Annotated in this window: 15 protein-coding genes; 10 read left to right on the forward strand and 5 right to left on the reverse strand. The window is 66.9% G+C overall.

From position 1 onward, the window contains the following. The first annotated feature begins 46 nt into the window (after positions 1-46). The 3 genes from ACVXZ4_RS04660 to ACVXZ4_RS04670 are packed head-to-tail and all read left to right on the forward strand — an operon-like array spanning position 47 to position 1954. Positions 47-1195, forward strand: coding sequence for a mannitol-1-phosphate 5-dehydrogenase (locus ACVXZ4_RS04660; protein ID WP_461797070.1), 1149 nt, complete (start codon positions 47-49; stop codon positions 1193-1195). Positions 1196-1199: 4 nt separating this feature from the next. Then, a complete protein-coding gene (locus ACVXZ4_RS04665) occupies positions 1200-1604 on the forward strand; it encodes a hypothetical protein (protein WP_461797071.1) in 405 nt (134 codons plus the stop codon). After that, a complete protein-coding gene (locus ACVXZ4_RS04670) occupies positions 1604-1954 on the forward strand; it encodes a hypothetical protein (RefSeq protein ID WP_461797072.1) in 351 nt (116 codons plus the stop codon). The genes ACVXZ4_RS04665 and ACVXZ4_RS04670 overlap by 1 nt, the downstream gene beginning before the upstream one ends. Before the next feature lie 10 nt (positions 1955-1964). Here ACVXZ4_RS04670 and ACVXZ4_RS04675 read toward each other — a convergent pair whose 3' ends face one another. Next, positions 1965-2366: a DoxX family protein gene (locus ACVXZ4_RS04675; RefSeq protein ID WP_461797073.1), complete on the reverse strand. Its 402-nt coding sequence runs from the start codon at positions 2364-2366 to the stop codon at positions 1965-1967. Between the two features lie 139 nt (positions 2367-2505). On the opposite strand from ACVXZ4_RS04675, the gene serA reads away from it, so the two are divergent. From serA to ACVXZ4_RS04690, 3 genes are all read left to right on the forward strand, one after another. After that, on the forward strand, positions 2506-4095 hold the full coding sequence (serA, locus tag ACVXZ4_RS04680; RefSeq protein WP_461797074.1) for a phosphoglycerate dehydrogenase: 1590 nt from the start codon (positions 2506-2508) through the stop codon (positions 4093-4095). 701 nt (positions 4096-4796) lie between these two features. Then, complete coding sequence (locus ACVXZ4_RS04685; protein ID WP_461797075.1) at positions 4797-5162, forward strand: YciI family protein; 366 nt, start codon at positions 4797-4799, stop codon at positions 5160-5162. A gap of 187 nt (positions 5163-5349) precedes the next feature. Continuing rightward, complete coding sequence (locus ACVXZ4_RS04690; protein WP_461797076.1) at positions 5350-5832, forward strand: hypothetical protein; 483 nt, start codon at positions 5350-5352, stop codon at positions 5830-5832. Here the strand turns inward: ACVXZ4_RS04690 and ACVXZ4_RS04695 are convergent. Both ACVXZ4_RS04695 and ACVXZ4_RS04700 read right to left on the reverse strand, forming a co-directional pair. Then, positions 5816-7204 (reverse strand): sensor histidine kinase, encoded by a 1389-nt coding sequence (locus tag ACVXZ4_RS04695; protein ID WP_461797077.1) that lies wholly within the window; start codon positions 7202-7204, stop codon positions 5816-5818. The two genes, ACVXZ4_RS04690 and ACVXZ4_RS04695, sit on opposite strands and share 17 nt — an antisense overlap. Continuing rightward, on the reverse strand, positions 7201-7884 hold the full coding sequence (locus tag ACVXZ4_RS04700; RefSeq protein ID WP_461797078.1) for a response regulator transcription factor: 684 nt from the start codon (positions 7882-7884) through the stop codon (positions 7201-7203). The genes ACVXZ4_RS04695 and ACVXZ4_RS04700 overlap by 4 nt, the downstream gene beginning before the upstream one ends. Positions 7885-8005: 121 nt before the next feature. On the opposite strand from ACVXZ4_RS04700, the gene ACVXZ4_RS04705 reads away from it, so the two are divergent. Then, positions 8006-8410, forward strand: a complete 405-nt coding sequence (locus ACVXZ4_RS04705; protein WP_461797079.1) for a hypothetical protein — start codon at positions 8006-8008, stop codon at positions 8408-8410. A 6-nt stretch (positions 8411-8416) separates the two neighbouring features. Here the strand turns inward: ACVXZ4_RS04705 and ACVXZ4_RS04710 are convergent, their stop codons facing one another. Continuing rightward, positions 8417-8818: a hypothetical protein gene (locus ACVXZ4_RS04710; protein WP_461797080.1), complete on the reverse strand. Its 402-nt coding sequence runs from the start codon at positions 8816-8818 to the stop codon at positions 8417-8419. Positions 8819-8889: 71 nt separating this feature from the next. On the opposite strand from ACVXZ4_RS04710, the gene ACVXZ4_RS04715 reads away from it, so the two are divergent. Next, a complete protein-coding gene (locus tag ACVXZ4_RS04715; RefSeq protein ID WP_461797081.1) occupies positions 8890-9807 on the forward strand; it encodes an FAD:protein FMN transferase in 918 nt (305 codons plus the stop codon). Beyond that, positions 9804-11378, forward strand: a complete 1575-nt coding sequence (locus tag ACVXZ4_RS04720) for a 2Fe-2S iron-sulfur cluster-binding protein (protein WP_461797082.1) — start codon at positions 9804-9806, stop codon at positions 11376-11378. The genes ACVXZ4_RS04715 and ACVXZ4_RS04720 overlap by 4 nt, the downstream gene beginning before the upstream one ends. Positions 11379-11464: 86 nt before the next feature. Here ACVXZ4_RS04720 and ACVXZ4_RS04725 read toward each other — a convergent pair whose 3' ends face one another. Continuing rightward, positions 11465-11716: a DUF6458 family protein gene (locus ACVXZ4_RS04725; RefSeq protein WP_461797083.1), complete on the reverse strand. Its 252-nt coding sequence runs from the start codon at positions 11714-11716 to the stop codon at positions 11465-11467. A 201-nt stretch (positions 11717-11917) separates the two neighbouring features. Here ACVXZ4_RS04725 and ACVXZ4_RS04730 point away from each other — a divergent pair, with 201 nt between their 5' ends. Further along, positions 11918-12973, forward strand: coding sequence for a 3-isopropylmalate dehydrogenase (locus tag ACVXZ4_RS04730; RefSeq protein WP_461797084.1), 1056 nt, complete (start codon positions 11918-11920; stop codon positions 12971-12973). Positions 12974-12987: the final 14 nt, after the last annotated feature.

Here is a 12987-nt window from a genome sequence, read left to right on the forward strand (position 1 = left end):
ATGTGACGGATGGATGACAGCGCCCGCCGAAGTAGAATTGCCAGCCATGAGCAACAAGACCGCTGTCCATTTCGGCGCCGGGAACATCGGTCGCGGCTTCGTCGCCCAGTTCCTGCACGCGAGCGGATACGAAGTGATCTTCGCCGACGTCAACGACGACATCATCGCGGAGCTTCAGGCGGCCGACAGCTACCACGTGCACGAGGTCGGTGAGGATTCCAAATCCAGCGTCGTCGACAACTTCCGCGCCCTCAACAGCCGCACCCATGAGGCCGAGGTCGTGGCCGCCATCGCCTCCGCCGACGTGGTCACCACGGCGGTCGGTGCGCGCATCCTGCAGTTCATCGCCCCTGTGATCGCCAAGGGACTCGACTCCCGGCACACAGATGCGCCAAAACTCACCGTCATCGCCTGTGAGAACGCGCTCGGCGGCACCGACATCCTCGCCGGCCACGTGCGCAAGCACGCCCCCGCACACAATGCCGTCTTCGCGAACTGCGCGATCGACCGTATCGTGCCCGAGCAGGACGGCGGGCTGGATGTCACGATCGAATCGTTCTTCGAGTGGGTCGTCGACCGCACACCGTTCCTCGGCCACGACGGCACCGGCACGACCCCCGACATCTACGGGATCACCTGGGTTGACGACCTCGCCCCGTACATCGAGCGCAAGCTCTTCACCGTGAACACCGCCCATGCCGCGGCCGCCTATCACGGCATCGATCGCGGCTGGGTGTCCATCCGTGAGGCCCTCGCCACCCCGGAACTGCAGGCGGAGGTGCGCGCCGCGCTCGCCGAGACGAAGTCGCTCCTCGTGGCCAAACACGAGTTCGACGCCGACGAACAACAGGCCTATATCGAGAAGACGCTCGTCCGAATCTCCAATCCGCACCTTCCCGACACCTGCGAGCGGGTGGGGCGCAACCCCATGCGCAAGTTGAGCCGCAACGAACGATTCATCGGACCCGCGGCCGAGCTCGCCGAGCGCGGGATGCCGGCCTGGGACCTCCTCAACGCGGTCGGCGCCGCCCTGCGCTTCGACGTTCCCGGGGATGAGGAGAGCGTGCAACTGCAGGAGCTGCTCTCGAGCGGGCTGCCGGCCGACGAACTCGCCGTCGCCATCACCGGTGTCGAGCCGGATCATCCGCTGTTCCCTCACCTGGTCGAGGTCATCCAGCTGCGACTGAACCGCTAGCGCCATGGCCATCGACCCCGACGAAGAAGCCCTCACCTGGGGCGGCGAGACCGATCCGACCCATGTCGACGCGCCCGACGTCGTCGACCCGTCCGCCGACGTCGAACTCGAGGAACCGGGGATGAGTTCCGCGCTGCTGGTGACGCTCGGCGTCTTCGGTGGCGTGTTCCTGCTGTTCACCGTCGGCTGGATCATCGGGGTGCAGCGCGCAACCGTGCCGAGCGCGAACCTGTTCTTCGCCTTCATGTACCGGCTCGGGCAGATCCTTGCCATCGCGGCCCCGGCGGCGTGGTTCGTGGGCGTGCTCGTACTCGCGCGGAATCGCCGCACGCTGGTGCGCATCCTTCTTCTGCTGCTCGGGGTCGTGCTGCTCGCGCCGTGGCCGTTCATCCTCGGACTGGGAGCCTGATGACCGACACCGACAAGATTCCGGACCGCCCGCGCTTCGGCTGGCTCGGCATCGCCATCGCCATCCTGTTCGGGCTCTTCTACGTCTACGACCTCTTCGAGGCGGTGTCCAACGTGGTCGGCGTCACCTCGCAGATCGACCTCTACAACCAGGCGCGAGCCGTGGTGAAACTCGATCCGGTGCCGATCCCGTGGGTCTGGCTGGTGATCGACGTGTTGCTCGCGCCGGTCGTGTTCACCCTCGCGTTCGTCATCGGACGCCGGAAGCCGCTGCTGCTCAGGGTGCTGCTCTTCGTTATCGGGCTCACACTGGTGGCCGCGACGACGCTGTCGGTCGAGGCCCTCGCCTGACTTTTCGACCTCAGCGAGGAACGGTCACGATCGACACGAGGATCACGGCGATGAGCACCAGCTGGGCGATGTAGCGCGGCCAGAACGGAATGGCGGCGGAGCCGAACCGCTCCGGATGCTCCGAGGCGAAGTGATTCGCCGGGAACACCGCGACGAGGAACACCACAAGCATGATGCCGGCGAGGAAGGTCGTCACTGGCACGAGCAGTCCGAGCCCGCCGGCGATCTCGCAGACGCCGGTGAATCGCACAAGGCTCTTGCCGGAGATCAGCCCGCCGCGGGTGAAGTATCCCGGGATCATCGCGGCCATCCCGCGAGCAGGCGCAGGCACGAAGTGGGTGATACCCATGCCGACGAAGACGATGGCCAGCAGGATGCGCAGCGCGAGTTGCACGATTTCGAAGGCGGTCATCCCTCCATCCTCGCAGCACTAGCTCCTGCCGCTTGGCGTCACACGGCGGAGCGGTTCGTGAGGGGTGGGATAAAGTTCAAGAGCCGAAGCGCCCGTCGCGGCGCGGCATCCCCCCTTTTCCAAACGAAGGATCCGATTCGTGGCAAAGCCGATCGTTGTGATCGCTGAAGAACTCTCTCCCGCTACCGTCGAGGCCCTCGGTCCCGACTTCGACGTGCGTTCCGTCGACGGAACCGACCGGCCGGCCCTTCTCGCCGCGCTCGCCGACGCGAGTGCCGTGCTCATCCGCTCTGCGACGCAGGTGGATGCCGAGGCCATCGCCGCCGCGAAGCACCTGAAGGTCGTGGCCCGGGCGGGCGTCGGACTCGACAACGTGGACATCAAGGCGGCCACCGAGGCCGGTGTCATGGTGGTCAATGCCCCCACCTCCAACATCATCTCGGCGGCCGAACTGACCGTCGGGCACATCCTGAGCCTCGCGCGCCACATCCCGGCGGCCCATGGCGCCCTCGCCGATGGCCAGTGGAAGCGCTCCAAGTACACCGGCGTCGAGTTGTTCGAGAAGACGATCGGCATCATCGGACTCGGTCGCATCGGCGCTCTCATCACTGCCCGCATGCAGGCCTTCGGCACCAACATCGTGGCCTACGACCCCTATGTCACGGCCGCGCGGGCGCAGCAGCTCGGCGTCACCCTGCTCAGCCTCGACGAGCTCCTTGCGCAGAGCGACTTCGTCACCATCCACATGCCGAAGACCCCGGAGACTACCGGCATGATCGGCGACGCCGAGTTCGCCCTCATGAAAGAAACGGCCTACATCGTCAACGTGGCGCGCGGCGGGCTCATCGACGAGGATGCCCTCTATCGCGCGCTCACGGCGGGCACGATCGCCGGGGCCGGCCTCGACGTCTTCGTACACGAACCACCGGTCGGCTCGCCGCTGCTCGCCCTGCCGAACATCGTCGTCACCCCCCACCTCGGCGCTTCCACCGACGAGGCCCAGGAGAAGGCCGGAGTCTCGGTGGCCCGGTCTGTGCGCCTCGCCCTCTCGGGCGAACTCGTGCCCGATGCCGTCAACGTCGCCGGTGGCGTCATCGATACGACCGTGCGTCCGGGCATCCCGCTCATGGAGAAGCTCGGACAGCTTTTCGTCGGGCTCGCCTCGAGCCCGATCACCGCCGTCGACGTCGAGATCCGTGGCGAGATCGTCGAGTTCGACGTCAAAGTACTGAAGCTCGCCGCCCTCAAGGGCATCTTCACGAACATCGTGAGCGAGTCCGTGAGCTACGTGAACGCGCCGTTGCTCGCCGAGCAGCGCGGCATCACCGTGCGCCTGACGACGGATGCGGTGAGCGATGAATACCGCAACCTGCTGACCATCCGCGGCACGCTCAGCGACGGAAGCCAGATCTCCGTCTCGGGAACGCTCACCGGGCCGAAGCAGGCGCAGAAGATCGTCGAGATCAACGGCTACGACGTGGAGGTGCCGGTCGCCGAGCATCTCATCGTGATGATCTACACCGACCGCCCCGGCATCGTCGCGGTCTACGGCAAGGAATTCGGCGATGCGGGCATCAACATCGCCGGCATGCAGATCAGCCGTCGTGAGGCGGGCGGGCAGGCGCTGAGTGTGCTGACCGTCGACTCGCCGGTGCCCGCCGGGCTCCTCGAGACCGTGCGTGTCGCCATCCAGGCCGACCTGCTGTGCGAGGTAGATATCACCGATTAGGTGTCGTCGTGCCAGCGCGCACGCTGCTTGGGTGTTCCTCGACGGGTGCGGTGTTGCCCGTCCGACCCTGCATCCGTTCGCGGATCAGGAGTTGCGGACGGATGTCGGCGTGTCGCGGCCCTCTGGAGCGGCGTGTCGCGCGTGACTCCTGATCCGTGAACGAGCAGGGGCGTCTCCGCATGCCATGTGTGCGGTGCAGCGTGCCCTGTCTGGTGTGCTCTGTCCGCTGTGCTCTGTCCGCTGTGCGCGGTGTCTCGCGATAAGCCCATCGCCGTCCCGTTTGTTGCCCGCCCGGCCCCGCATCCGTTCGCGGATCAGGTGTTGCGGACGGATGTCGGCGTGTCGCGGCCCGCTGGAGCGGCGTGTCGCGCCTGACTCCTGATCCGTGAACGAGCAGGGGCCGTCTCCGCTATGACGCGCCGCCTACGACGCACCGTACGACGCACCGCCCACGACGCACCGCCCGACGTACCGCGACGCACCGCCTACGACGCACCGCCTACGACGCGCCGCCCGACGCATCGCCTAAGACGCACCGCCTAAGACACACCGCCCGACGCCGCGCACACAGCACCGGCGCCAACCCCGGTAGCCTCCGAACAGGAAAAGTTTCTCCACGGTGTCGATTCCGCCCGGCTCTCTTCGTCGTAGGGGAGAAGGGCCAGCCGCATCGGAGCGGGTCCGTTAGCCAAGGAGTGATCATGTCTGACAAATACCTCATCTTCATCGTCGAACCCGCGTGGGACCCGAACGACATCCCCGAGGGCGGGATGGAAGAAGCCACCCGCGCACACGGCGCCTTCTCGGCCGCCGTCGCCGCTGCCGGCGCGAAGATCCTCGGCGGCGAGGCCCTCCAAGGTCCGGCCTCGTCGATCGGGATCGTGCCGGCACGGAACGGACAGCCGGCGGTCTTCACCAACGGGCCGTTCGCCGAGACCACCGAGGTCGTCAGCGGTTACTACCTGATCGAGACCGAGTCCCTGGATCAGGCGAAGGAACTCGCGGCTCTCTGCCCGACCGAGGACCGGCTCGAGCTTCATCCCATCTGGGACTTGTCCGGGATGTAATCTGCGACCGCGCACCGGGCGCCAGAGCGGAATGAACGCCGGATCAGAATGACCGCCGGATCAGAATGACCGCCAGAGCAGAATGAACGCATGAGTTCCGAGCTCGAGTCGGCATTCGCCGAGGAATGGCCCCGCGTCGTGGGGGCCATTCTCCGCGCTTACGGCAGCGTAGATCTCGCCGAGGAGAGTGCCCAGGAGGCATTCACCCGCGCGGCGGATCGCATCGCGGCGGGGGCTGGACCTCGCGGCGCGGGCGCTTCCCGGAGGGGGCAGATTCGCGCTGCAGGCGGGTATCGCCGGCCTGCACAGCTCTGCGGCGACCTGGGAAGAGACGGACTGGGGAGCCATCTCCACGCTCTATCATGGGCTCTCGCGGGTCTGGCCTGCGCCGGTCGTCACCCTCGGGGCCATCATCGCGCGCAGTCATCGGGAGCCGACGCAACTCGACCGCGCAGCGGTCGCACTGCGGCGGCTCACCGGCACGAGCGTCGAGTTCGACCGCCGCGTCTTCGCGGCGCTCGCGGATGTGGAGGAGCGCCGAGGAGAGTCCGCCGCTGCCCTCGAGGCACTGGCTGCCGCATCGGCCGGGGAGAAGAACGAGGCCGTACTTCGCTACTACGCGCGAGTGGCCGAGAGGCTCGCCGGCGCGTCGATCAGGCGGGAGCGTTGAATCGCACGCTCGCGTCGAGTCCTCCGGATGCCCGATCATCCAGCCGCACGGATGCTCCGCTCGCGGAGGCGAGTTGGGCCACGATAGCGAGGCCCAACCCGTTCCCCGCGCCATCGGGTCGTCCGCGCCAGAACCGCTCGAAGGCCAGCGCGCGCTCCTCCGGCGGCATCCCGGAGCCCTGGTCGAGCACGTGGAGCACGACGAAACTGCCGCTAGCTTCCGTCAGTACCACCACTGTGCTGCCGGAGGGGCTGTGGGTCAGGGCATTGTCGAGGTAGTTGTCGATGATCTGGTCGGCGGCGGTCGCAACGGCGGAGACCGTGGCCGACAGCGGCCCACGGAATTCCAGTTCGACACCCGATTCCTGCGCGAGCGGCAGCCAGTGGTCCACCCGTGCTCGGGCGACCGCCGAGAGATCGACGGTTTCGAGGGGTGCCGAACTGGATTCCGTTCGACTCAGCAGAAGCAGGCCCTCGATGATCTCGCCGAGCCGTTCCGCTTCGGCCTCTGCGGTCTGCAACCGGTCGGCCGCTCCGGCGGGGTCGGTGTCGATCAGGGCGCGCGCGGATTCGAGGCGCAGCCGCAACGCGGTCAGCGGCGTCCGCAGCTGGTGGGAGGCGTTCGACGCGAATGTGCGCTGCTGCTCGAGCAGCGCATCCAACCTCTCAGCCATCACATTGAAGGATCGCGACAGCGACCGCAGCTCCGGTGCGCCGGTGCGGTCGTCCGCCCTCACATGGAGGCGCCCTTCGGCGAGGTGCCCGGTCGTCTCCTCGAGCTTCTCGAGCGCGCGCGTGATCGTGGTAGAGAGCACGAGCCCGACGATGCCGGCGAGGAGCACCGTCGTCAGGGCGACGAGCCACAGGGTGAGTAGTCGCTGGTTCACCGCATCCGTCACGACCTGGGCGGGATAGGTGAGGCGCACCGCACCGAAGATCCTCGCGCCGCTGAGCACGGGTACCGTCACGTAGAGCAGCTGTTCGTCGAGGGTGTCCGAGAACCGCTCGCCCGTCGCGATCTGGCCGGTCAGGGCCTGCGCGATCTCGGGCCGCGACCGGTAGGAGCTGCCGACCGACGCGCTGTCATCATCGCTGGTGACGAGGGCCGTGCCTGATGAATCGACGATAACGACGCGGGAGCCTCCTGCCGCTCGATACTGTCGCGCCAATTCCATGATGACGGCATGGTCGGTGTCTGTCGCGGACTCGAGCGACTCTTCGCTCCGACCGGCCAGCACGAACGCGTCCCGTTCGAGCGAGGTGATGATGCGATCCCGCTCGACGATCCGCAGCTGCACGCTCAGGGGGATGTCCTGTACGAGCACGACGATGAAGGCGACGATCATGAGGACCGCGGTGAAGCGCCACTTCACGCGGGCACGCCGAACCGGAAACCGACTCCTCGAACCGACTCGATCCAGCGCGGATCGCCCAGCTTCTTGCGGATCGACGCGATGTGGGTGTCCAGCGTCTTGGTGGTGCCGTACCAATTGGTGTCCCAGACCGTGTGCAGAATCTCGGATCGCCGGTAGACCGCCCCCGGATCCTGCGACAGGTAGGCCAGAAGCTCGAATTCCTTGGGGGTGAGGTAGACCTCCTCGCTCCCCACTGTCACCTTCTGGGCGCGCAGGTCGACAGAGAGTGTGCCGAAGATCTTCGTCTGAGATGCGGGTGACGGGGTCGCGGCCTCCACGGCGCTCGTGCGCCGAAGCACCGCACGCATCCTCGCAACGAGCTCGCGCATGCCGAACGGCTTGACCAGGAAGTCATCCGCTCCCATTTCGAGAACGACGACGCGATCGATCTCGTCACTGCGCGCGCTCACCACGATGATCGGCGTGAGGTGATCGCGTCGGATGGCGCGGCACACATCGGTGCCATCCATGTCGGGCAGCCCCAGATCGAGCAGCACCAGGTCGGGTGCGAAGGTGGCGAGCGCGGCGAGACAGTCTGAGCCGGTCGCGACGAGCCGGGACTCTATGTTGGCGAGAGTGAGGCCGTCGACGATCCCGCCCGCGACGGCGGCATCGTCCTCGACCACCAGTACCCTCATGGCCCAATTCTGGACCCCACCGCAAGAACCGGCGGGAATGTGGCGTCGAGTAGTTCGATCTTTGACAGATCTTGGATTTCCGCGGGTCGAACCTGTAGCGATCGGTTCCTAGGGTGAAGACATGAAATCTCCCGCAATCACGATCCTCACGGTCATCGCCGTGCTCGGCACCGCCGGAGCGGCGATGGCGGTCAATTCCGGCACCCTCTCGCTCGTCTCATCGTCGAATCCCACGGATGCGACCTCGGTGCTGATCCCGACACCGACCCCCACCGCCACGCCCACAGCCTCGCCGACGCCGGCGGCCGACGACGATTCGGCCGCAACCGCGGAGCCGGGTGAACCGGCTCACGCGGTGACGACTCCCGGCCCGGTGACGCAGACGCCCCCCGCCGAATCGCACGAGTCCGAAACCCACGAGTCCGAAACTCGCCCATCATCGACGACGACACCGACCCCGACCCGCACCCACGAACCAGAGGGTGACGACTCCCACGATGGCGGATCGGGGCACGACGATGACTAGCCCCATTCACCCCGCACAGCGTGCACGGACCTTCACCGGGGCTGCATCGATCGTCGCGCTCGTCGGCATCGTCGCCGGCCTCCAATTGACGGCGACGGCCCAGGGCGCGGAGAATACGGGAACCAACCCCGCATCCGGTGGGACTCCGTCCGCGACGACCCCTGCCCAAGTGCCCGCTGCCTCCGGCACCACGAATCCGGCCGATCCGGTTCCGGCCGCGGCAGTGCCGGCCCCGGCGGCTCCAGCCGCGGCAGTACCGGCACCGGCCGCTGCGGCACCTGCCGCGGCGAAGGCAGCGCCGGCAGCGCCTGCCCCCGCGCCCGTTGCGGCCGCTCCTGCTCCGGCCCCCGCGGCGCCGGCTCCTGCTCCCGCTCCCGCTCCCGCTCCCGCACCCGTCAACGGGTCCACCGGCGGCTCTGGAGGCTGATCGAGTGGGCGCTCGTTCGATCTCGGGGGATGCCGTTCGAGCACTCTTCGAAATGACCGGCACAGAACCGGTGGCGAAGATGCGACGTGAGCCGCACATGGGCGGCCACAGCACGATCACCGTCGTGGGTGGATCTGAGCACGCGCTCGACTCCTGCTTCGCACTGGCGCATCGGTGCGAACAGCTCTGGAGCCGCTTCCTCCCGACCAGCGACATCAGCAGGCTCAACTGGGCCGAAGGGGACCCGGTCGATGTCGATCCGCTCACTGTGAGGCTGGCGACCGCAATGCTCGCCGGATTCGCACGGACCGGTGGAGACTTCGACCCCACCCTGCTCCCGGAACTCCTCGCCGCGGGCTATGTAAGCTCCCGGGTGGATCCCGATCGGTCGACCACCCTGCCCGACTCGGCCCGCGCTCCCGGTGAGATCGGCGGAATGGTGATCGAAGGCGACGCCATCTGCCTTCCCCGGGGCACCACACTCGACCCCGGTGGGATCGGCAAGGGACTCACCGCCGACCTGGTCTGTGAATTCGCACTGGCTGAAGGAGCCTGGGGTGTGATGGCGGAGATCGGCGGCGACGTGGTCGTCGCCGGGGACGCGCCCGGCGCCAAGGGATGGCGCATCGGCCTCGAAGACCCCCACGCGGACGGCGACTACGCGGCGATCGTCCGGCTCGGCACCGGCGCGATCGCGACTTCGAGCCAGTTGAAGCGTCGCTGGGGTTCTGGCCCCGACGAGCGGCACCACCTGATGGATGCCACCACCGGAACCAGCGCGGTGAGCGACGCGCACACGGTCTCGGTCATCGCCGCCCACGGCTGGTATGCGGAGACGCTGACGAAACCCGGCTTTCTCAGGCCAACCCCGGACTACCTCTCCTGGCTCCCCTCTGTCGGGGCGGCGGGGTGCGTCATCGATAGAGACGGAACCGTGCACACCTCACCGAACTGGCAGGACTACGCATGAACTCTCCCCACCTGTGGTGGTACATCACCAGGGCCAGTGCGATCGTCGCCTGGGCTCTGATGACGCTGTCCGTCGTATGGGGCACCCTGCTTTCCACCCGGGTGCTGCGAAAGGTCGACAACCCTTCGTGGTTGCAGGATCTCCATCGCTATCTCGGCGGCACCGCGATCGTGATGGTGATCATCCACATGGTGACCCTCATGCTCGACGGCTGGCTGCACTTCTCGGTCGCAAACGTCCTTGTACCCTTCTCCTCGGACTATCGCGCGCTTCCCGTCGCGATCGGCATCCTGGCGTTCTACCTGCTCCTCGCCGTGCAGGGCTCCTCGTTGCTCATGCGGTGGCTCCCGCGTCGGTTCTGGAAGGCAGTGCATTACTCCAGCTACCTGATCGTCGTCTTGGTGTCGTTCCATGCGGGCCTCACCGGCACGGATGTCACGGCCCTCTGGTATCGCATCGTGGCGATCTCCATCATCGGTCTCTCGGTCGTCGCGGTGCTCGTTCGGGTGATCGCCGGCACGAGGGCAACTACAAGCCGGGGTAGCGCGACGGTGCGAAGTGTCCCAGACACCACGGTGTCGGACACGACCGTGCGTTCGGGTGTCGGTCTCGCAACAGGGTCCGCCGCGCTACCTCTCGTTCTCGACCGCACGATCATGCGTGTGGCCGCGACATTCCGGGTCTCGGACGAAGTCGTCGGTATCAGGCTCGTGCCGACCACCGGTGACCTGCTTCCGGTCTGGCACCCGGGGGCGCACATCACCCTGGCGCTCCCGAATGGGCTCGAGCGCCAGTACTCGCTGTGCGGGGATCCTGCCGACAGGTCGCACTTCGACATCGCGGTGTCGCAGACCCAACCGTCGCTCGGGGGCAGCAGCTGGATCCACACCAATGCGCGTCCCGGCCTGGAACTGCCGGTGACCGGACCGCTCAACCATTTCGAGCTGGAGCCCGCCTACTCCTACACCTTCATCGCGGGGGGCATCGGCATCACACCGATCAAGGCCATGATCGAATCCCTTCCCCAGCGGAGGGAGTGGCACCTCGTCTACGTCGGCCGCAGCCGCAAGTCGATGGCTTTCGCGGACGAACTTGTCGCCCGCTACCCCGGTCGTGTGCTGGTGCACGCCTCCGACGAGAACGCAGCACCGCTCAATTTTGAGAAGTTCTTGCAGACGGTACAGACGGATGTCTACTGTTGCGGCCCCGAGGCACTCATGATGCGGATCGCGGCGGCCGTGCCGCGGGAGCGCCTGCACCTCGAGCGCTTCCAGCCCGTCGAACGCGAGGCGATCGGTGGTCCTCAGGCCGTGCTCGTGAGCTGCCGCAAGAGCAAAGTGGACTTCGACGTGCCGGCCGGTCAGACCATCCTCGATGCGCTCGAGCAGAACGGCCTGCCCGTTCTCGGCTCGTGTCGAAAGGGAGTGTGTGGCACCTGCGAGGTGAGGGTGGTCAGCGGACTGCCCGAACACCTCGACTCCGTCGTCGATGACGAGGAGAAGGATCGTGCCGGAATCATGTACCCGTGCGTCTCGCGGGCGACCACCCCAGAACTCGTTCTGGATATCTAGCGCAAAGGACGGACGGGAGCCTTAACGATGACGAGCTCCCCTCCGAACCCGAATCGGAGGGGAGCGCGTCGGTTCGTGTGGGGAGGCTAGATGACGTCGCCGCGAGTCTCCTGGCTGGTGATCTTCTCATTGCCCGTCGGGTCGACCGCCGTGCGGGTGGTCGACACCGTCGAGCGCTTGCGCGTCACCATGACGAGCGAGATCAGGAAAACAACGACGCCGGCCCCCATCAGGATGTAGCCGATGAGGTGGAGGTCCACTCCGGGAACCGCGAGACTCACGGCGAATGCGATGATCGCGCCGACCACGAAGAGGAAAATGCCTGTACCGATACCCATGAGGAGTCCTTTCGGTGCTGCGTCAGTTGTGTGATGTGCACCCAGTGAAGGCGCACAACACTAGTCTCCCCTCGCTATGGTAGCCGTCTGCCCCCTAAAAGGGGGACAAGCCGCGCGCCAATATCCTGCGGGTACGCTGGGAACCGGCCCGAACCAGGCGTCGCTCGCCGCCCACCAGCCCTCATCCCCTGGAGTCATCCCATGCCCCGCAGCATCTCACTCGCGCTCATCCCCGGCGATGGAATCGGCCCGGAGGTCGTCGGTGAGGCGGTGAAGGTGCTCGAGGCCGTGATGCCGGCAGACGTCGAATTCACCACAACCCATTTCCCTTTCGGGGCGACCCACTATCTTGCTACGGGCGAGATCCTTGGCGACGCCGGCCTTGAGGAGCTCAAGAGCCATGACGCCATCCTGCTCGGTGCGGTCGGCGGCGACCCCCGGGATCCCCGCCTCGCCGGCGGCCTGATCGAACGCGGGTTGCTGCTCCGTCTCCGATTCGCGCTCGACCACTACGTGAACCTCCGGCCGACGCGGCTCTTCCCCGGGATCGACTCGCCGCTCGCCGACCCGGGGCAGGTCGACTTCGTGGTGGTGCGGGAGGGCACCGAGGGCCCGTATGTCGGCAACGGCGGGGCGATCCGGATCGGAACTCCCCACGAGGTCGCGAACGAGGTGTCGGTGAACACGGCCTTCGGCGTCGAACGTCTCGTGCGGTACGCCTTCGCTGCGGCATCCGCTCGCCCCCGTCATTCGCTCACGCTCGTGCACAAGACGAACGTGCTCACCAACGCGGGCAGCCTCTGGCAGCGCACCGTCGACCGGGTCGCCCTCGAGTTCCCGTCGGTGTCCGTCGACTACCTTCACGTCGACGCGGCCACTATCTTCCTGGTGACCGACCCGGCTAGATTTGACGTGATCGTCACAGACAACCTCTTCGGCGACATCCTCACCGATCTCGCGGCCGCGATCAGCGGCGGCATCGGACTCGCCGCGTCGGGCAACATCAACCCCGACGGCACGTTTCCGTCGATGTTCGAACCGGTGCACGGCTCCGCTCCGGACATCGCCGGGCAGCAGAAGGCCGACCCGACCGCGGCCATCCTCTCGGCCGCCCTGCTGCTCGATCACCTCGGGCTCACGGATGCCGCGGCACAGGTCACCGCGGCCGTCACCACCGATCTCGCCTCGCGGGGCACCGAGGCCAGGACCACCTCGCAGGTCGGCGACGCCATCCGGTCGCTCCTGACGCACAATTGAGTTCCGCAAGAAAT

The organism is Lacisediminihabitans sp. FW035, assembly GCF_054880895.1.

What these genes read in the sequence shown, in the direction of transcription:
- ACVXZ4_RS04715 (WP_461797081.1), top strand. Translation starts at nt 8,890, where the DNA reads ATGACCGGCACAGAACCGGTGGCGAAGATGCGACGTGAGCCGCACATG.
- ACVXZ4_RS04675 (WP_461797073.1), bottom strand. Translation starts at nt 2,366, where the DNA reads ATGACCGCCTTCGAAATCGTGCAACTCGCGCTGCGCATCCTGCTGGCC.
- ACVXZ4_RS04665 (WP_461797071.1), top strand. Translation starts at nt 1,200, where the DNA reads ATGGCCATCGACCCCGACGAAGAAGCCCTCACCTGGGGCGGCGAGACC.
- ACVXZ4_RS04700 (WP_461797078.1), bottom strand. Translation starts at nt 7,884, where the DNA reads ATGAGGGTACTGGTGGTCGAGGACGATGCCGCCGTCGCGGGCGGGATC.
- ACVXZ4_RS04660 (WP_461797070.1), top strand. Translation starts at nt 47, where the DNA reads ATGAGCAACAAGACCGCTGTCCATTTCGGCGCCGGGAACATCGGTCGC.
- ACVXZ4_RS04685 (WP_461797075.1), top strand. Translation starts at nt 4,797, where the DNA reads ATGTCTGACAAATACCTCATCTTCATCGTCGAACCCGCGTGGGACCCG.
- ACVXZ4_RS04730 (WP_461797084.1), top strand. Translation starts at nt 11,918, where the DNA reads ATGCCCCGCAGCATCTCACTCGCGCTCATCCCCGGCGATGGAATCGGC.
- ACVXZ4_RS04670 (WP_461797072.1), top strand. Translation starts at nt 1,604, where the DNA reads ATGACCGACACCGACAAGATTCCGGACCGCCCGCGCTTCGGCTGGCTC.
- ACVXZ4_RS04725 (WP_461797083.1), bottom strand. Translation starts at nt 11,716, where the DNA reads ATGGGTATCGGTACAGGCATTTTCCTCTTCGTGGTCGGCGCGATCATC.
- ACVXZ4_RS04720 (WP_461797082.1), top strand. Translation starts at nt 9,804, where the DNA reads ATGAACTCTCCCCACCTGTGGTGGTACATCACCAGGGCCAGTGCGATC.
- ACVXZ4_RS04705 (WP_461797079.1), top strand. Translation starts at nt 8,006, where the DNA reads ATGAAATCTCCCGCAATCACGATCCTCACGGTCATCGCCGTGCTCGGC.